This is a genomic window from Pedobacter jeongneungensis, assembly GCF_039538295.1.
In the GTDB taxonomy this organism is placed as follows: Bacteria; Bacteroidota; Bacteroidia; order Sphingobacteriales; family Sphingobacteriaceae; genus Pedobacter; species Pedobacter jeongneungensis.
Genome location: NZ_BAABBY010000008.1, coordinates 153,672 through 173,254, shown reverse-complemented (window position 1 = coordinate 173,254; position 19,583 = coordinate 153,672). Strand labels below are relative to the sequence as shown.

The window sequence follows — 19,583 nt, the reverse complement described above, 5'->3', positions numbered from 1 at the left end:
TTATATTTTTGCGTAATCTTCTTGTTTAACACTATCAAATTTTTCTAAAGACTCTATGTACTCAGCTACATATTCTTTATTCTCATGTCCTTCTTTAATCTGTTTCATTTTAGCTTGCTCACTTGCAGATTTCAATAATAATTTAACCTCTGCGATAGCGATTGATGGCAATACCCTTAAGAATAATAAGAATAGAGTAAAGAACAGACCAATTGAACCTACGAATACACTGATATCAACCCAGGTTGGATAGAACATTGCCCAGCTTGAAGGAATATAATCGCGGTGTAATGAAGTAACGATAATTACGAAACGCTCGAACCACATACCAATGTTTACTACGATAGAAAGGATCCAGGTAGCACGGATGCTTAAACGGATTTTCTTAAACCATAATAACTGTGGAGAGATTACGTTACAAGTCATCATCATCCAGTATGCCCACCAGTACGGACCGGTTGAACGGTTAACGAATGCATACGATTCATATTCAGAACCTGAGTACCATGCGATGAAAAACTCAGTTAAATAAGCCACACCTACGATTGATCCGGTTAAGATGATGATTTTGTTCATCGACTCGATGTGGAACATGGTGATGTAGTTCTCTAAGCCCAATACTTTACGTGCAACCAATAATAAGGTTAATACCATCGCAAAGCCTGAGAAGATCGCACCCGCCACGAAGTATGGAGGGAAGATGGTAGTGTGCCATCCAGGGATTACCGATGTTGCAAAGTCCATTGATACAATGGTGTGTACCGAAAGTACAAGTGGTGTAGAGATACCGGCTAAGATTAACGACACCGCTTCGAAACGTTGCCATGTTTTAACACTTCCACTCCATCCAAAAGAGAAGATAGAATAGATTTTTCTACGTGTGCCCACTGCACGGTCGCGGATGGTAGCAATATCTGGTAATAAACCTGTGTACCAGAATAATAATGATACAGAGAAGTATGTAGAGATTGCAAACATATCCCAAACCAATGGTGAGTTAAAGTTTACCCAAAGTGAACCGAACTGGTTTGGTAAAGGTAAAACCCAATAAGCTAACCATGGACGGCCCATGTGTGATACTACGTAAGTTGCGGCACAGATTACGGCGAAAATCGTCATCGCCTCTGCCGAACGGTTGATGGAGTTACGCCAGTTCTGACGGAAGAGTAATAGTACTGCCGAAATTAGTGTTCCGGCGTGACCGATACCTACCCACCATACGAAACCGGTGATATCCCAAGCCCAACCTACTGTTTTATTTAAGCCCCAAGAGCCGATACCATTCCAGAAGGTGTAGCTTACCGCAACCACCCAAAGTAAAGCGCCTAATGAAGCAAAGGTGAAACCAATCCACCAGGCTTTGTTTGGCTTATTTTCTACCGGCATCAGAATATCATCCGTAATTTTAGCATACGTGATATTATCGCCGGTAATTAATGGTTCTCTAAGTATTGATTCGTTATGTCCTGACATAATTTGTATTTTCTTTATGCTAAAGCTTACGCTTGTACTTTTGTATCTGTATTTCTAATCTTAGTCATATATCCGATACCTGGTTTCACATTGATTTCTTCTAATACGTAGTAGATACGCTCAGAACGTAATGCTTTTGAAACCTCTGAATTAGGATCGTTTGAATCACCAAATATGATTGCATTTGCTGAACAAGCTTCTTGACAAGCCATTTTAATATCGCCATCTTTTAATGGACGTTTTTCCATTTTAGCCTGTAATTTACCGCCTTGTATGCGTTGGATACACATTGAGCATTTCTCCATAACACCACGTGAACGTGTAGTTACATCAGGGTTTAAAACCAATTGGGTAAACTCGTTATTTAAATAGTTATCGAAACGAGAATCGTTCCAGTAATTGAACCAGTTGAAACGACGAACTTTGTACGGACAGTTGTTTGCACAATAACGTGTACCTACGCAACGGTTGTAAGCCATGTGGTTTAAACCATCACTTGAGTGTACCGTAGCCAATACCGGACAAACGGTTTCGCAAGGTGCGTGATCACAGTGCTGGCACAACATTGGCTGGTGAACCACAGAAACATGATCTAAGTCTTCTAACTTGGCAATTTCTTTTTCTTTGGTTACATCACCCGTTGGTGTTTCGTAGCTATAGTAACGGTCGATACGGATCCAGTGCATTTCGCGGCGACGGCGAACCTCATCACGGCCTACAACAGGAATGTTATTTTCTACGTTACAGGCAACAATACAAGAACCACAACCTGTACAGGCATTCAAATCGATTGCCATTACCCAGTTGTTACCTGGTTTTTCATATTGATCCCAAAGATCGTAATCTTTATGCTCGCCTTTTTCGTTACCAGCACCCGGATTTTTTAAGTACTCTTTAAAAGTAGCTTCTTTAATCACTGCACGGCCCTCGAAAGAGTGGTGAGTTTGTGTTTGTGCAAGCTCATAGTAACCGCCTGTTGGGGTAATGGTTACGTTTGTAGCATATTGCATGGTTCCGTTTACGAAAGTAACAAAAGGGAAAGCATTTTTACCCACATCGTTACCAGCTTTACCAGCTTTGGCACGGCCATAACCTACTGCAATAGATGCAGTTCCCTGTGCTTGTCCTGGCTGGATTAACACCGGAAGATCTACTGAATATCCGTTGCTTCCTTTAACAGATACAACATCAAATTCTTTAACTTTTAATTTCTCTGCAGTTTTAGGTGCAAGGGCAACAAAGTTATCCCAGGTTACTTTAGATACCGGATCAGGTAATTCCTGTAAGAATGCGTTGTTGGCATTTTTACCATCACGCATCGGTACGTTTTCGTAAACCTGTAATTCTAACTGATCGCCACCTTTAGCTAAAGCTTTGCTGCTATTGATAATTGAAGTAGCAACGGCATTTAATGATAAAGTGAAGCTATAGGCTGCAGGAGTTTTAGCTGTTGCAGAAACTACACCTTTCTCTAAAATGTCGTTCCATTTTAAGCCGATTGCAGGAAGCATTTTAGCCTCCCAGTTGCTGCGTACAAACTGATAGTAATCTTTAACAGGAGCATCAGCCCATGTTAATAAACTTTCTTCTGCCTGACGGCTGTTGAAAACCGGATTGATGGTTGGCTGTACGATAGAATAATATCCTTCGTAAGCATTTGCATCACCCCATGATTCTAAATAGTTGTGGTTAATAGCAATTGCATCACAAAGCGTTGCTGTTTCATCAGCACGGTCTGAGAATGAAATCTTTGCAGGTACTTTAGCCAGTGCATCAGTAAATGCTTTTGCATTTGCTGCATCGTAAGCAGGGTTACTGTTTAAGAATAAAACAGCACCAACTTCGCCACGGCTCATTTCGGCAACAAAACCGTTAAATTCGGCATCGTTACCTGCATATAAATAACAAGGGTTATCTAAATCGATGGTAGTACCATAACTACCGATAGCGGCGTTAATGGCATTTACCAAAATTTGAGTAGAAACATCGTTCGAGCCGCAAACTACAAGGCCTTTACCTTTATTTTGCAATAATTCTTTAGCAGCTAATTTAATTACTTTATCGGCAGTCGTATTGTTACCCAATGTTCCGCCAGGTAAAGCAGCACCGGTAATTGCATTGTATAAAGCAATTAACGCAGGACCTTCTTCCGATAATTTAACCGGAACACGGGTATCTGCATTGGTACCAGTTAAGCTCATTCCACTTTCGAACTGAATGTGGCGGCTCATTTTTTTATTTTCTAACGATTTATAGTTACGGTTAGCAGTGTATTGCGAAGTAAATTCTTCACCACTGATCCACGTACCTAAGAAATCGGCGCTGAAACTTACAATTAAGTCAGCCTTATCAAAGTTATATTTTGGTAAAACTGCTTTACCGAAACTGTTCTGATTGGCCTGGATAATACCGGTATAAGAAACAGCATCATATTGTACCAGTTTAGCAGCAGGATATTTAGTCACAAACTGTGCAATTACTGCATTGGTTGACGGACTGTTTACTGTTGATGCTACAATACGGATTTTCTTTCCACCAGCTTGTGCTTTTGCCAGCTCACCTTTTACAAAGCTGTCGATTTTTGCCCAGGTAGTTTCTTCAACCTGTCCGCCTTTTACAGTTGCAGGTGCTTTTAGTTTAGATACATCGTATAAATCCAATACAGAAGCTTGCGCTCTTGCATCTGTACCGCAGTTAAACTGACCCGCATTTGGGTTTGGTTCAATTTTAATCGGGCGGCCTTCTCTTGTTTTAACTAAAATACTCTGGCCATTGAAGCTTGAAGTATAGAAGTTAGGAATACCCGGAGTTACTTCTTCAGGTTTTACCAGATAAGGAATTGATTTTTTTAACGGTGTACTTTGGCAGGCAGCTAATGTAACCGCACCTAAACCAAAACCTAACGCCTTTAAAAAGTCGCGGCGGGGGGTAACGGTACTTAACCCTGCTTCATTTAAAACATCTTCTATTGGAAGTGGCTCGGCGAATTCGTTTTTGTTATTCTTAACAAAATCGGGTGTATTGTTATACTCCTCTAAGCCTTTCCAGTATTTTTTATTGCTTTCCATTTAAGCTATATTACTGTTTATCGAACGTTCTTACTAAACTCTAATCTATTAATAGTGGCACTTACCACACTCTAAACCACCCAATAACGCTGGTGTGATTTTCTCGCCTTTTTTAATTTTCTCGTGCGCTTCGATAACCTTAGCGTAGAAAGCATTGTTTTTCTGACCAGAAATATCTGTTTCTTTATGGCAGTTAATACACCATTTCATGGTTAACGGAGAATATTGATAAATTTCTTCCATGGTATTAACCGGACCGTGACAAGCGAAACACACAGGCTCATTTGGTTGTAATCCTTTTGCTTTACGGATTGCATCTTCTGCAACAACTACGTGCTGAGAGTGATTGAAGTAAGCAAAATCAGGCAGATTGTGTACTCGTACCCACTCCATTGGTTTTGATTTGCTTTCGTCGTATTTCTGTGTTTCAGGATCGTAACCTAAAGCACTGTAGATTTTTTTGATCTCAGGAGAAATCTCACCATCATATTTATCTCTCGCCTGTACTGCTTTGTGGCAGTTCATACAAACATTTAATGAAGGGATAGTTGCATTTTTAGATTTAAATGCTCCGTTGTGGCAATACTGACAATCGATCTGATTGATACCAGCGTGCAACTCGTGTGAGAATTTAATTGGCTGAACTGGCTGGTAACCGGTATGAACACCAGTATTCCACATGCCCATCCAACCGAATGAACCTAAACAGATGATCAGACACAAGATAAAGAACATTACGAACTTCTTGTTTTTGAACATTTTGCGCACACCAACTTTTAATGGCACATCTTCTTCGATCTCGATACCTTGTTTCTGCAGAATCAAACGCTCTAACAATTTAGAGGCACGACCTAAGATTACCAGGATTACGATAGCTAATACTACAATAGCAACGATACCCGCAATTGATAAACCTGAAGTAGAATCATCTTTTGGAGCAGCAGCTGCAGCAGCATCGCCAGTTGGTTTTGGCTCACCTTCTTTAATGTAAGCTAAGATATCTTTAACTTTCGTCTCATCTAACTCAGGGAAAGTAGTCATTGGTACTTTACCGTTATCGTTAAATAATTTAACAGCTGCAGGATCTCCGGCAGCAATCATAGCCGCGTTGTTCGGAATCCATTTTAACAGGAATGCTTCAGGGTGACGATCGCTTACTCCTTCTAATGCCGGGCCAACAACTTTGTGATCTAACGCATGGCACGAAGAACATTTTGCTTTGAAAAGCGTTCTTCCTTCTTTAGCATCCTGCGCATTTACGGTAGAAACCGCTATTACGGAAATTGCTGAAAATACGAATAACGACTTCCAAACGCTTTTTAAAATCATCGAGATATCTCTCATAATGAACACTTTATACTTATTTAATTTACTTTTTGTTGTGAAATTGATGCCTGAGCCCAGATAGCCCCACCAAAACTTGAACAAAAGTATAACTTATTAATAAATCCCATGACATAATAGTGACTGGAAATACAATTTATAATCATTCTAAACAAATGTCGTTTCAAGCCATTCAGGCCATAAAAATGCCCATTTTTGATACGATATCTCAAATGGGCATACCAGAAACCAATTTGGTTTATTAAAATGTTACGTTTATTGTTTTAATATCCAGGCAAACATTAACGGCGCAACAATTGTAGCATCACTTTCTACAATAAACTTTGGCGTATTAATATCCAGTTTACCCCAGGTAATTTTTTCGTTTGGCACTGCACCAGAATACGAGCCGTAAGAAGTAGTTGAATCAGAGATCTGGCAGAAGTAGCTCCAGAAAGGAATATTCTCCATTTCCATATCCTGATATAACATTGGCACCACACAGATCGGGAAATCGCCGGCAATACCACCACCAATCTGGAAGAAACCGATTCCTTTTCCACCACTGTTTGCAATATACCAATCGGCCAGCCAGCCCATATATTCAATACCGCCTTTTACTGTAGTTGCGGTAAGTTCTTTTTTCATTACATAAGATGCAAAGATGTTACCCATGGTAGAATCTTCCCATCCTGGTACCACAATTGGCAAATTCTTTTCAGCCGCAGCCAACATCCATGAATTTTTAGGGTCGATTTCGTAATACTGCTCTAAATCGCCGCTCAAAAGCATTTTGTACATAAACTCATGCGGAAAATAACGTTCGCCCGCAGCTTCGGCATCCATCCAGATTTTGTGGATGTGCTTCTGCAAACGGCGGAAAGCCTCTTCTTCAGGGATACAGGTATCGGTAACGCGGTTATAATGGTTTTCTAAAAGATCCCACTCATCCTGCGGACTTAAATCGCGGTAATTAGGTACACGTTTATAATGTGAGTGTGCAACCAGGTTCATAATATCCTCTTCAAGGTTGGCACCTGTACAAGAAATAATAGACACTTTATCCTGGCGGATCATCTCTGCAAGTGAAATACCCAATTCTGCAGTACTCATTGCGCCGGCAAGTGTGATCATCATTTTACCACCCTCATCTAAATGCGTTTCGTATCCTTTAGCCGCATCCATCATTGCCGCAGCATTAAAATGGAGGTAATTACGCTCCATAAACTGAGATATTGGTCCTCTTGTATTGCTCATTTCGTTTTGTATTGTTTGCCGCAAAAATAGGCATTTAGGCCGAAAGGTGAAAGCGTAAAAGCGTTTGTGTTAGTCTACAGTCCAGAGTTGGCAGCCCTTAGTCAATTAAGCTACGTAAATTCCATTCAGCGATCGTCATCCTGAGGGATAATTAATTTTATAAAAATCAATATGAATGACAGAAGAATCTTCGCAATGATAAGCCGCTAAGTTCGTCATTGCGAGAAGGCTTTTTCAGCCGACGAAGCAATCTTTCTAACAATGATCGCTAGCAGGAAAGATTGCTTCGTCGTTCTTCCTCGCAATGACGACCTTTCTAAATCTGTCAATGGTAGCGTAGTCGAAGGATCTTTTTATTTGAAAAGCACCTGCAGTAGCGTTTATTAAAGGTAGTCCGGCTTTCTGGTACAAGTCCTCGGCTCGTGCCTCACCTGCGGGCTTTCCCCTACAATCCGGTTTAGGTGGCGGCTGGCATTGCTTCGAATCTTGGTGATCGTCATCCCGACTGAAGCGCAGTCCCGAATAATCGGGAGAAAGATTTATCTAGGTAGATTTCTCGGCTGCGTTGCACTCCGCTCGAAATGACGGTGACTTTTGGAATTTGGGAATGAGCAATCGCCCGGCACAGTTAACCAATTTAAACAATTAACCGGTTAAACAATATGCATTGCTATCACCAATGAACAAATGCCCGGTGAACCAACGAACTATTATTAAATTTCCTTTTCTTTGTGCCAATGAAAAAATATTATCTGATTATTTTACTTGCGCTCGTTTCGGGAAGTGCTTTTGCACAAATGAAACTGATCAGGAAAATGCTCTCAAACGAAAAAGATACTACCCGTAAAGCCAGTTTTTTGCCGCTTCCGGCTTTTGGCTATAGCCAGGAAACCGGGTTTGAATTTGGCGTTGGTGCCATTTACTCATTTTATATCGATCGTAAAGATACGCTGAACCGCAGTTCCAATTTCGCACTCAACACGACCTACTCTACTAAAAAGACAGCTAATTTTATGCTGAAGGGCGATATGTGGACGAAAGGAAACAAATATCATTTTATCGGCGATATCCGTTTCAAAAACCAGCCCTTCAATTTTTATGGTATTGGTAACAACGCTAAAAAAATCGACGAGGACAAATTAGACCAAAGGGTTTTCAAAACACTTTTCGACGCAGAAATGAATACCCTGCCAAAAGCCTACACCGGTATTTCACTAGGTTTTGAGAATTACCATTTTATCGACAAGGTAGCAGGAGGCATTTACAGTACCAATCCGCAGATTTTAGATAAAGACGGTGGCTCGGTAGCCTGGATTGGTGCATCACAGAGTTACGATACCCGCAACAGCAACAATTATCCAACAAAAGGTTTTTTCGGTCGTGCAACCTACCAATATGCTCCTGATTTTTTTGGAGGTGAAAGTTTTAATGGCTCGCAGATTAAGTTAGATCTTCGTGGTTTCTTTAGCCTAGCGCCAAAAGTGGTTTTAGGTGTGCAGGGAATCTACTATACCATTCAGAGCAAAAACACTCCGTTTTATTTATTACAGCAGTTGGGCAACGACCAGATGATGCGTGGTTACTACAGTGGCCGCTACCGCGACGAAAACCTGATGGCCGCACAGGCCGAACTCCGCTACCGTTTTATGAATCGTTTTGGAATTGTAGCTTTTGCCGGTACGGGTAAAGTATTTGCTAACGGCCAGTTTAATGGAGATGGGCTAAAACCTAATTTTGGTGTAGGTGGTCGATACTTTTTCGATCCGGCTAAAGGTTTAAGTGTTCGCTTGGATTATGGAATAGGCGAAAAATTATCAAATGAAAAACGCCAGGCAGGGTTTTATATCAGTTTAGCGGAAGCGTTTTAGAAGGGATGGATGATGTAAGAGGGAAAAGTTATGATGGAAGTATTTCTATCATCCAACTTTTTGATCATCCTGAGCGGAGCCGAAGGATTAGCAACAGATACATATAATATTTATTACCACGGAGGCACTGAAACACGGAGAATATTTTGCTAATAATCATTCTGCCAAGTTTGTCATTCTGAACGCAGTGAAGAATCTTTAACCACAAATACACACTGATCAACACAGATAATATATTGCATAGGAGGCACAGGAAACGCGAGAATCTTTGCTAACAATCATTCAGCCAAGTTTGTCATTCTGAACACAGTTAAGATTCTTTATCTACAGTCATCCCTATTCCGTCTTACATCATCCGTTTTCCATCATCCCTAATTGCTCCTTTTCCGCTCCTCTTCATTACCGGGCTTCCGATCCGGCTGTTTAATTTTTTCATTACCGAAATTATAGCGGAAAGTAATCCGAAGTTGGCGGCTATCATAATAATTATTGTATTCCTGCCTGATATTGTTAACTAAACTGTTATAACGGTATCGATTTGTTTTAAAAACATCGCTGGCAGTAATTGCCAATTGTATTTTTTTATGGAGTAATAAGGTTTTAATCCCCAGATCAAGATTATACTGACTTTTATTCTGGTTCAGTCCATCAACCGAAGGCAATTGATACCAGAAATTAGCTTCGCCTAAAATGGTTTTTGATTGATTAAACACAAACTGGTTAAGCGTAGAAAAATAAGCACCAAATCCGTTCAGGCTACTTAAGGTTTGGGCGATGCCCGAATTTGATGCCGTATAAAAAACATCAAGCTGATTGATACTTTCCCAGCCTTTAACCGCATTAAACGTAATGGTATTATTCCATTGATAGTGATAGGCAGTTATAAAATTAACCGGTTTGATGGCCTGAATGTTCGTTGAAGCATCAATAAAATTAACATCATTAAATCCATTTGTAGTTTTACTGAAAGACAACGAGGCAGTATATATATTATAGGTATAAGAAAGCTCGATGTTGTCATTATAAGAAGGCTTTAAGAAAGGATTACCTTCTGCATAGGAAAACGGGTTACTGTACCAACGAAAGGGATTCAGTTTGCGATAAGCCGGCCGGTTAATGCGGCGGCCATAGTTTACGTAAAAAGTATTTTTATCATTGGCATGATAAATCACGTAAAATGTAGGGAAAAGTAGCAAATAATTATCTTTATTCCGATCGTTAACTGAAATTCCATCAATCTGTGTATATTCACCTCTTAATCCGGCCTGAAAATCCCATTTTTTGATTGTTTTGTTCAAATTAACGTAAAGTGCCTGGGTATTTTCTTTGTAACTAAACAGATTGCTTTGTTGTGGATTTATTTCATATCCTTCATTACGTGCTTTGTAAAAAGCAAGATCACTCTGATTTTTGATAAAACCCAGCTTGGTACCAAACGATAATTTAAAAGTTTTATAAGGTAAATCTACATCAGCTTTTAAAGTATATAAACCGATGTTTTGTTTACTGGTTGAGAGGTATTCGGCAAAGGAATTCGGAATTGTTATTCCGTTTTGAAAATAACTGGTATTATTAAAAAATCTGTCTTTATCATCTCTATAGGTAAACCAATCGCCATTAATAGTGAGTTGCTTTCCTGTCGAATCCAGAGATTGTTTTAAGTAAATATTTGCCGAATGGTAATGAGATTTAATTTTTGCATTCGCATCAGAATTCAATACCGAATCTAAACCATTGTTTTGATTATAAATTTTGGTTTTAATATTTTCTTCAGAATGGAAATTTGTCAGTCCGCCATTATACGATAAACCCAGCAATGTTTTTTTGGAAACCTGATAATCCATTCCGATCTGTCCACTGGGGACCGTTCTAAAATTCCGGTCTTTATTGATAATATTCCAGGTTTGCTCGGGATAAAAAACATTACTTTGCTCAAAAGGAACAATCGATCCTTTTCTGATATTGAAATTTGAAGAAAGTGTGATTTTGTTTTTCCGGTAATTCAAATTTCCACCAGCAGATGCAGTGAAATAGCTTGCCTGGGTTGCAGCTAAATTTACCGAACCTTTGAAACCTTCTGATGTAGTTTTTTTGAGTATAATATTAATTAAACCATTATTTCCCTGTGCATCATATCTGGCTGGCGGATTGGTGATGACTTCAATTCTGGCGATATTTTCTGAGGAAATGGACTTTAAATAATTCGAAAGCTCATCTGCCGATAAAGGCACCAATTTATCATTAATCATCACATTAGCCAGGCCTTTACCCACCAATGAAACTTTATCGTTCAACACCCGTACTCCAGGGACTTTTGAGAGTAGTTCTAATGCATCGTTTCCTATCGCAGAAATACTGTTTTCTACATTAAAAACGGCACGATCGATCTTTTTCTCAATCAACGCTTTTTTAGCACTCACCTGAACATCGGCAAGGTGATGTTGATTTCCCTTGAGCCGAATATGAATTAGGGTATCCTTTGTTAGCGTAAATATCTGGCTCATGCTTTCGAAATTAATTGCAGAAAAAACAACCGAATATTTACCTGGTAGTAATTTAAATTGGTAAGTACCTGTACTGTCGGTTTGGGTATAAAATATTTTATTTTGAGGCCCAGAAATTTTAACCGTAACAAATGGCAACGTTTTAAACTCCTGACCGGTTACCTTGCCCGAAAGCTGAAATTGACCCTGTGATGATAAGGCAGAAAAAAATGCAATCAGGAAGAAAAGAGATCTGAACATTTAGCGGTTTAAATCCGGGTCACAATTATTATTTAATTAGCTTCCGCGTTTTGAGAATTGCACAAAGCCATCCAGAATCAGGTTGGAAATCTTACGAATATTTTTTTCCTGACTGATGTAACCCAGTGTTTTCGCATCCGAAATATTTCCCATTTCAATTACAATGGCTGGCACTTTTGATTCCCTTAATAGAAAAAGATTTCCGTTTTTTAAGGAATCCCTTACGGCAAAATCTTTTAACTGCCTTAGTTTATTTAAAATACCGCTACCAAGCGCTTCATTAGTACTGATCTTTGGATTAAGTTTAGAAACATAAACTTCTATCCCACCAAAGGGTGCTGCTTCATTTGGTTGCGCTACATTATGGTGGATGGAAATAAATGCTGTAGCCTTTTGCTTTGGTAAACGCTCACTTAAGGTTAAATACTGGTCGTCTTTTCTGGTTAATACTATTTTTATCCCTCTTTTAACGGCTTCTTCGGCCAGTATTTTTACGGCTCTTAAGTTAAGGTCCTTTTCTTTTTGTCCGTCAAACGCGGTTGAGGCATCATCTTTACCACCATGCCCGGCATCAATAATCAATATCGGGTCTGCTTCTTTAATAGCAGAACTTGCAGTTACGTTCACTTTGCTATTGCTGTTTAAGTATTTCCGTGTATGCACATCAGGCTTTTCGGGCGCATCCACAGAGGGCAAATTCTGAATTAACGTTTTCTCTACCACCACTTCTTTACGGTTTACAAATGCCATACAGCAAATCATTAGCACAGGAAGAATGGTCAGATAAACAAGCCTTTGAAACTTTACGTTTGGTTGTTTGTACAACATCATAATTCTGTTTTTTAATGGAAGTTTACTAAAACTATTTACCACTAAAGTTTTAGCAGGCATGGCCAGGTTTAAAAGCAGTGAAGCATACGCTTTTTTATCAGCAAACCGGGTTGTTTCCCGATCGGCCAAAAATTCGTGGTTATGATCAATTGCGTTACGCCAGAAATAAATAATCGGGTTAAACCAAAGTATAGCGGTGATCAGGTTAACCAGCATCTTATCAACAACATGCCATTGCTTTACGTGGATGGATTCGTGTTTAATCACCAGGTGCTTTTCGCCAGCCGGTAATGATGCATCTATAATGATCCGGTTAAAAAAAGTACAGTTTTTTATGGCTGATTTCTCGTCGACCAAAATAACTGCACCATCTTTGTTTACAACATGTTTTCGCAATTGGACCTGAATGCGCGCAACCATAAAAAGCATCCTGAATACAAGGGCGATTAAAACGAAGAAATAACCATACAAGAGCAATTTTTCCCGGTTTATGCTGCTGTTTACTACATTTCTTCCACCCTCATTGTCCTGCTCTACAAAACCATTGTCGCTGTATTTTACTTTTAATGGAATCTCCTGATTGGCTGCCACCACTTCATGCCGACTTTCGATAGTAACGGCCGGAATACTAAAACTCACCACCAGCATCAATAATAAATAAGCACGGTTAAGGTTAAAAAACGTGAGTTTGGCTAATAAAAATTGATAAACCGCAAAAAATATCAGCGTACAGGCAGAAACCTTTAACAGGTAGATTAAAATCATGACTTTGAATTTTGGTTAATGATTTTTTGAATTTCTTCTATATCTTTTTCGCTCAGCTTTTCTTCTTTTACCATAAAGGATAAAAGACTGCCTGGAGAGTTATCAAAATAGCCCGAGAATAATTTGGAGAAAGTGGTTTTGGCGTATTCATCTTTACTAATGGCCGGAAAATACTCGTAGGTTTTACCATAAGCTTTGTAATTAACGTAACCTTTCTTCTCCAAAAGCCTAACGATTGATGAAATGGTATTATAAGGAGGTTTGGGTTCGTCATCCAGCTCATCAATAATGTCTTTTACAAATGCTTTTTGCAGTTTCCATAAAACTTGCATAATACGCTCTTCTGCTTTGGTTAATTCTTCCATAATCAAATCTATAACTTATTTTTCAGTTTTACAACTATAAAATAAGTTGCATTACTGAAAAATCAGTTTAAAAATATAATTAACTGATTATTAAATAGATAAAATAATCATAAGTAAAAAAATATGATTAGGATGAAAGAGGGATTTATCTAATAGCTCTCTCTGCTCCGTTGCATTCCGGCTGAGATTGACGGATTGAGGAATAGTGGTTCGCTTAGATGAGCTCAGGTGGTGTCAAAAAAAGATGTTATGGTATTTGATGATTTTAAAGATCCTTTACTGCGTTCAGGATGACAAAAAAGGGTAGCTTTATAAATTTCCCCCACTCCGTTGAACTTCGGTCGAGATGGTGAAACGTCTATTAATTTGGAAATGAATGTACAGTGGTTCCTGGCAATTGTAGTCCTGCCATTCGCTTTACTTCGTGTTCGCTGCTGTCAGGTTTATAATGAATGGTCTGCTCCAAGCAGGATGCCAAAGGAGCCTAACTATTGTTGATAAACCCGATTGAAGTGGTAGCTGCCGGCTTCACGCCGGCACTACAAACGAAAAGCGGGACTGAAGACTGCCAAATCAACAGAACCGTTCATTTCAAAAAAAAATGTAATGCTTAACAGGTTACAGATGCTTCGTACCTCTGCATGACAGTTAGGGAAACCACTTGGATGCGCTCAGGTGGTGTAAAAAAAAAGTTATGGTATTTGATGATTTTAAAGATCCTTCACTACGTTCAGGACGACAAAAAAGGGTGCGCGATAGATCTCTCCACTCCGTTGCACTTCGGTCGATATGACGGATTGAGGGGATCGCTTATTTACTCAAACCTGCAATGGCATTGATGGTTAAGGCCACAATTACGGTATTGAAAATAAACGCAATTAAGCTATGTAAAAGCGAAAGTCTCCTCAACTTCCGGTCTGAAATTTCTACATCCGATACCTGAAAAGTCATGCCCAGTACAAATGAAAAATAAGCAAAATCGATAAAATCAGGCTCATCATCACCGGGAAATTCCAGTCCCGAGCCTTTTTTTTCTGTATTACCATCCTGATCGTCGCCATAATAGAGGTGTGCATAACGCATGCTAAAAGTGGTATGCACCAAAAACCAGGATAAAAACATACCGGCAATGGCAACTATCAAATCAAGCGGCTCAACATCTTTATTGATGAGTAGCAAAATTACTGCGAGCAAACCTGCAAAGGTTGAAACCACCACGATGGCAAAAATCTCGCCACGGGTTTCATCCTGCATTCTTGCCTTTAAGTGTGTTTCAGCAACGGAAGTATGGAAGAACATATACCAGTGAAGGCTGATCAGGACTAAACAAAACACATCCCAACCAAACATAATATGCGCAAGCACACTCATCTCGAAAAAAAGCGATACCAAATATAAAGCAATCCCTGAAAACAGACTACTCAACAAAATAAACAATGCTGACCGTTTCTGGATTCCCTCTAACTGTGGTTCGACTTTCATATTCTTAGAATTTAAGCTTAAAATGTTCTTTTACCTGCCCTTTTTTAAAATAAACCAGTCCGATCCAGAACAAATCTACTGTTACGGATACATCAGGATGATTTTTAATTTCTGTCCAGGCTTCTTTCATGCCTTCGCTCCAATAAATATCGTCAAAAATAAGCAGCGAATTTTCATTAACTTTTGGCAGGCACCATTTAAAATAATTCAGCGTAGCATCTTTACGGTGATTACCATCAATATAAACGAAATCCAAACTTGGCTGTTTGGCAATAATATCGGGTAAAATCAGGTCAAAGTTACCTATATGAAGCTCGATATTATCGAGATTAAGTGCTTCAAAATTCTTTTTTGCTACTTCAGCAGTTTGCGGACAGCCTTCTATAGTAATAATTTCAGTTTCAGGATTTGTTTTGGCCAGGTAAGCCGTAGTAATGCCTAAACAGGTACCCAGCTCTATTGCACTTTTAGGTTTGGTATTTTTGGCCAAACGATAAATCAGTTTAGCCAACCGTGGACTTTTTAATGCATTTTTCGCAATCTGACTGACCTTTTTTGTACGGTTTTTATTCAGGTGAGAACCCGCTCCGAGGTCGGTAACGGTGATTATAGAATCGTCATTAAAAAGTTTTTTTCGCTGTTCTTCTATATTTTTGTATTCAGATTTGTCGGTAAAATCGTAAATTACCTCATCAGCTAGCTTGTACACGAATGGTGAATGCGTTCCATGTCGGCTTTTTGCTGTTAAACGGTGTTTAAGGTAATCTGTTATAAATTGAAATAGCATAATATTGCAAAAGTAATTAAACGCCGCAAACGTATGTATGTTTTATGGAAAATAACGCAGAGATAAGTGCTTTAGTAAAATTATTGGATGATCCTGATGAGGAGGTGTTCCAACATGTAGAAAAAAAACTGCTGGAATATGGCGGTTCGGTAGTTCATTTTTTAGAAAATGCCTGGGAACAATCTTTCGATGGGCTGCTACAGGAGCGTATTGAGAATATTGTTCATCAGATTCAGTTTAGAACGGTTAAAGAAGATTTAAATTTATGGTATTTAAGCGGTGCCTTTGATTTACTGCAGGGTGCATTGATTATTAACCGCTATCAATATCCTGATCTTGACGAACAGAAAGTAATTAACCAGATTGAAGAAATTAAGCGTGATATCTGGCTTGGACTGCAATATGAAATGAGTTCGGTTGAAAAGGTGAAACTGATTAACCATGTACTTTATCAGCAATATGGCTTTGGAGGGAACACTAAAAACCACCACGATCCGCAAAATTCTTATTTAAACCAGGTATTGGAAAGTAAAAAAGGCAACCAGATTTCGCTGGCCATTATCTATTCTACGCTGGCTCAAAAACTGGATCTTCCTGTTTACGGCATTAATTTGCCGCAGCATTTTATTTTAGGCTACATAGATGATAGCAAACAGGAAGGAAATGAATATGGAGTACTTTTTTACATCAATGCTTTTAACCGTGGTAATATTTTCGGTAAGCACGATGTGGATCAGTTTTTACGCCAGCTTAATTTAGAAGCCCTGCCCGAATATTACAGGCCTTGCAGCAATACCGACATTATCCGTCGCGTGATCAGAAACCTGATTTCGGCTTACGAAAATGCGGGAGCGACCGATAAAGTTGCTGAATTGAATGAATTGCAGGATATTATTGCCGAAAAATAGTTTATCTAAACCTCATGCATAAAAGAAAGCTTGCCACTCCAACTGTTTTGTTCTGCATTGCAGCCATTATCTCATTATCATTTTTGAGTATCCAATCTAAAGCTCAAAAAACAGTTAAACCGAATGTTATTGCTTATTACACAGGGCAGAATTCGGTAATCGATAGCTTTCCCATCGAAAAATTAAGTCATTTGATTTATAGTTTCGGGCATTTAAAGGGCGATAGTTTAAATATTAAATCGGCGAAGGATTCGGCTTTAATTAGCAAAATGGTTGCCTTAAAGCAACGGAATCCTGATTTGAAGGTGATGATTGCACTTGGCGGATGGAGTGGCTGCGCGCCATGTTCGGAAGTTTTTAGCAGGGCTGGCGGACGAAAAACTTTTGCCAAAACCACCAAAGAAATTCTTGATTTTTTTCATGCAGACGGTATCGATCTCGATTGGGAATACCCTGCGGTGATGGGTTATCCCGGGCACAGGTACACAATTGATGACAAGCACAATTTCACGTTACTGGTTGAAGAACTGCGAAAAAAACTGGGTAAAAAGGCTGAAATCAGTTTTGCAGCAGGCGGCACAAAAAACTGCATCGACTCCTGTTTCGAATGGGATAAGGTAATGCCACTGGTTAACAGGGTAAATTTAATGAGTTACGATCTGGTAAGTGGTTATGCGGTTAAAAGTGGTCACCACTCGCCTTTATATGCCACAACTGAACAAGACTTATCGGGCGATTTTGGAGTAAAAGCTTTAATTAAATTAGGTGTTCCTGCACAAAAAATAGCCCTGGGCGCAGCTTTTTATGCACGTATTTTCGAAAACACTACCGATGCTAACCAGGGTTTATATCAGCCCACAAAATTTATCAGCGGGGTTTCTTATAAAAACTTTAAAAAACAGTTTTCGAGTGTAAACGGCTATAGCTATTACTGGGATGAAACTGCCCAGGCACCGTATTATTATAATCCTCAAACAAAATACCTCGCCACTTTTGACGATCCAAAATCCATATCACTAAAAACCAGGTATGTGATTGATCAAAAGCTAAACGGCATTATGTTTTGGGAGCTTACCGATGATGCTTATACTGATGGTTTATTGGATGTGATTGACCAAACCATCAAAAAATTATAATTTGCTGCCAAAAGTTACTACCCAGTAATTTTGCGCCATCCCTGCTCCTGCTTCTGTGCTTTTAGCATCCATCATCGCTTTGCAGTGACTTACACTATTTTTCCAGGCGGCAATTACCTGATCGGCCTGACTGTATCCTTTAGCTAAATTTTCTGCCCGGAAATCGCCTGTATAACCAGCATTTAATGCCCTTTCTTCTGGCGTTCCCCCTTCTGGAGATAAATGATCAAAATAGTTTCGCTGCGCCATATCATTAGCATGGGCATTTGCAGCATTTTGTAACTGGTTATTTAGTGATAAATCAGGTACTGGTGGCATATATGTTGTACCACAATTACATCCGCTTTGCCTTAATGAGTTAATTTTACTGATCACCAAATTAATATCCTGCTCTGGTAAAGCCAATTCGTCCTTTTTACATTGCACCAGTAAAATAAAGAGCAACATAGCAGCGAATATGCCCAGGTATTTTTTCATATTTTATTTTTACTAAAGAAGGAGGCAACTGCAAAGTTACCTCCCCAATATGAACATTGAATTTTATAAATTAAAAGGCCCTTTCCCGTCCCACGTAAACATTTTTACCGGTGTAAAGCGTATTACCAGAAGGGCCGGGAGAACCACTATCACCTTCCATTTGCATGTTGATGATGAGCCACATGGGTTTATTTACCGAATTGCTCATGGTATGTTTAGCTACCCAAACATTATCGATATAATAATGACAGTCTACATCGGTTGCGCTTACTTTATTGTACCAGCATTTGTAATTGTGGTATGAGCCTGCGGTAGAAACTGTGGTGAGTTTATTTTCCCAGCCTCCATCGTAAGTATTCTGCCAATTGGTGTTATTGCCTTTAAACTCCATAATATCGCTTTCAGGTGGCCACGAATTAACACCTGTAATCCAGAAAGCAGGCCAGGTTCCTTTAGTTGTTGGCACAGCGAAATCGCCGGAAATGGTGTAACTGGGAAACTGATCGTTAATAAGCACCTGCTGTTTTGCATAACAGGCACCAGAATTATACCATATGGCTACATTGGTAAAGCCATTGGCTGTACTGTTTCCCGGTGAGGAAGCTAAACGTGTAGCTTTGATGGTAAGTACCCCGTCACTTAACGAAATCTGGTTATGGTTTGTAGTACTCCCTACCATACGTGCAGAACCGTTATGATCGGTACCCCATGGGTAATTGTAATTCCATTGTGCCTCGAAAGCACTATAACTGGCCAGCGAGTTACCATCAATTAATGTTTCCCAGGCTTTAACCTGCCCATTTTCTGATTTAACTCCTCCATTATCTTTTTTGCAAGATAAAAGGGTTAAAAATGCGCATGCAATTAGCATACACCACATTTTTTCATTTCTCATTTTTCTTTGAATTAGGTAAATATTTGGTTAATTGTAATGGGTAGCCATTGACCGGCAAATCAAACAAAACGCATAAACGCCTGAAAATCATTATTAATAAATCAGGTTGATATGTTTTTCATAAAATTGGTCAAATCAAGTGCATGGTAATCGGTTTCGAAACGACATTACTGTAAGCAAATATAGACGTAGACTTACCCAGAA

The 19,583-nt window shown here is 39.3% G+C and carries 14 protein-coding genes; 3 read left to right on the top strand and 11 right to left on the bottom strand.

The window, feature by feature from the left end; all coding sequences use genetic code 11:
* The 4 genes from nrfD to ABD769_RS16910 all read right to left on the bottom strand — a co-directional run bounded on the left by nrfD (nucleotide 1) and on the right by ABD769_RS16910 (nucleotide 7,121).
* Nucleotides 1–1,473, bottom strand: a complete 1,473-nt coding sequence (nrfD, locus tag ABD769_RS16925; RefSeq protein WP_344852574.1) for an NrfD/PsrC family molybdoenzyme membrane anchor subunit — start codon at nucleotides 1,471–1,473, stop codon at nucleotides 1–3.
* A gap of 26 nt (nucleotides 1,474–1,499) precedes the next feature.
* Entirely contained in the window at nucleotides 1,500–4,541 is a 3,042-nt protein-coding gene (locus ABD769_RS16920; protein ID WP_344852573.1) for a TAT-variant-translocated molybdopterin oxidoreductase, read from the bottom strand.
* 48 nt (nucleotides 4,542–4,589) lie between these two features.
* A complete protein-coding gene (locus tag ABD769_RS16915; protein WP_344852572.1) occupies nucleotides 4,590–5,885 on the bottom strand; it encodes a c-type cytochrome in 1,296 nt (431 codons plus the stop codon).
* 255 nt (nucleotides 5,886–6,140) lie between these two features.
* A complete protein-coding gene (locus ABD769_RS16910; protein WP_344852571.1) occupies nucleotides 6,141–7,121 on the bottom strand; it encodes a deoxyhypusine synthase family protein in 981 nt (326 codons plus the stop codon).
* A gap of 737 nt (nucleotides 7,122–7,858) precedes the next feature.
* Here ABD769_RS16910 and ABD769_RS16905 point away from each other — a divergent pair.
* Nucleotides 7,859–8,989: a BamA/TamA family outer membrane protein gene (locus ABD769_RS16905; RefSeq protein WP_344852570.1), complete on the top strand. Its 1,131-nt coding sequence runs from the start codon at nucleotides 7,859–7,861 to the stop codon at nucleotides 8,987–8,989.
* A gap of 371 nt (nucleotides 8,990–9,360) precedes the next feature.
* Here ABD769_RS16905 and ABD769_RS16900 read toward each other — a convergent pair whose 3' ends face one another.
* From ABD769_RS16900 to ABD769_RS16880, 5 genes are all read right to left on the bottom strand, one after another.
* On the bottom strand, nucleotides 9,361–11,733 hold the full coding sequence (locus ABD769_RS16900; RefSeq protein WP_344852569.1) for a TonB-dependent receptor: 2,373 nt from the start codon (nucleotides 11,731–11,733) through the stop codon (nucleotides 9,361–9,363).
* 36 nt (nucleotides 11,734–11,769) lie between these two features.
* Nucleotides 11,770–13,329 (bottom strand): N-acetylmuramoyl-L-alanine amidase, encoded by a 1,560-nt coding sequence (locus tag ABD769_RS16895; protein ID WP_344852568.1) that lies wholly within the window; start codon nucleotides 13,327–13,329, stop codon nucleotides 11,770–11,772.
* Nucleotides 13,326–13,694: a BlaI/MecI/CopY family transcriptional regulator gene (locus tag ABD769_RS16890; protein WP_344852567.1), complete on the bottom strand. Its 369-nt coding sequence runs from the start codon at nucleotides 13,692–13,694 to the stop codon at nucleotides 13,326–13,328. Before ABD769_RS16890 ends, ABD769_RS16895 begins: the two co-directional genes overlap by 4 nt.
* An 810-nt stretch (nucleotides 13,695–14,504) precedes the next feature.
* On the bottom strand, nucleotides 14,505–15,176 hold the full coding sequence (locus ABD769_RS16885; protein ID WP_344852566.1) for a DUF1345 domain-containing protein: 672 nt from the start codon (nucleotides 15,174–15,176) through the stop codon (nucleotides 14,505–14,507).
* A gap of 4 nt (nucleotides 15,177–15,180) precedes the next feature.
* Nucleotides 15,181–15,963, bottom strand: coding sequence for an O-methyltransferase (locus ABD769_RS16880; protein ID WP_344852565.1), 783 nt, complete (start codon nucleotides 15,961–15,963; stop codon nucleotides 15,181–15,183).
* A gap of 44 nt (nucleotides 15,964–16,007) precedes the next feature.
* On the opposite strand from ABD769_RS16880, the gene ABD769_RS16875 reads away from it, so the two are divergent.
* Both ABD769_RS16875 and ABD769_RS16870 read left to right on the top strand, forming a co-directional pair.
* Complete coding sequence (locus tag ABD769_RS16875) at nucleotides 16,008–16,871, top strand: transglutaminase-like domain-containing protein (RefSeq protein WP_344852564.1); 864 nt, start codon at nucleotides 16,008–16,010, stop codon at nucleotides 16,869–16,871.
* Between the two features lie 14 nt (nucleotides 16,872–16,885).
* A complete protein-coding gene (locus ABD769_RS16870) occupies nucleotides 16,886–18,007 on the top strand; it encodes a glycoside hydrolase family 18 protein (protein WP_344852563.1) in 1,122 nt (373 codons plus the stop codon).
* Here ABD769_RS16870 and ABD769_RS16865 read toward each other — a convergent pair.
* Both ABD769_RS16865 and ABD769_RS16860 read right to left on the bottom strand, forming a co-directional pair.
* On the bottom strand, nucleotides 18,002–18,484 hold the full coding sequence (locus ABD769_RS16865) for a CAP domain-containing protein (protein WP_344852562.1): 483 nt from the start codon (nucleotides 18,482–18,484) through the stop codon (nucleotides 18,002–18,004). The genes ABD769_RS16870 and ABD769_RS16865 overlap by 6 nt on opposite strands.
* Nucleotides 18,485–18,554: 70 nt before the next feature.
* Nucleotides 18,555–19,379, bottom strand: a complete 825-nt coding sequence (locus tag ABD769_RS16860) for a glycoside hydrolase family 16 protein (protein WP_344852561.1) — start codon at nucleotides 19,377–19,379, stop codon at nucleotides 18,555–18,557.
* Between the last annotated feature and the right edge of the window lie 204 nt (nucleotides 19,380–19,583).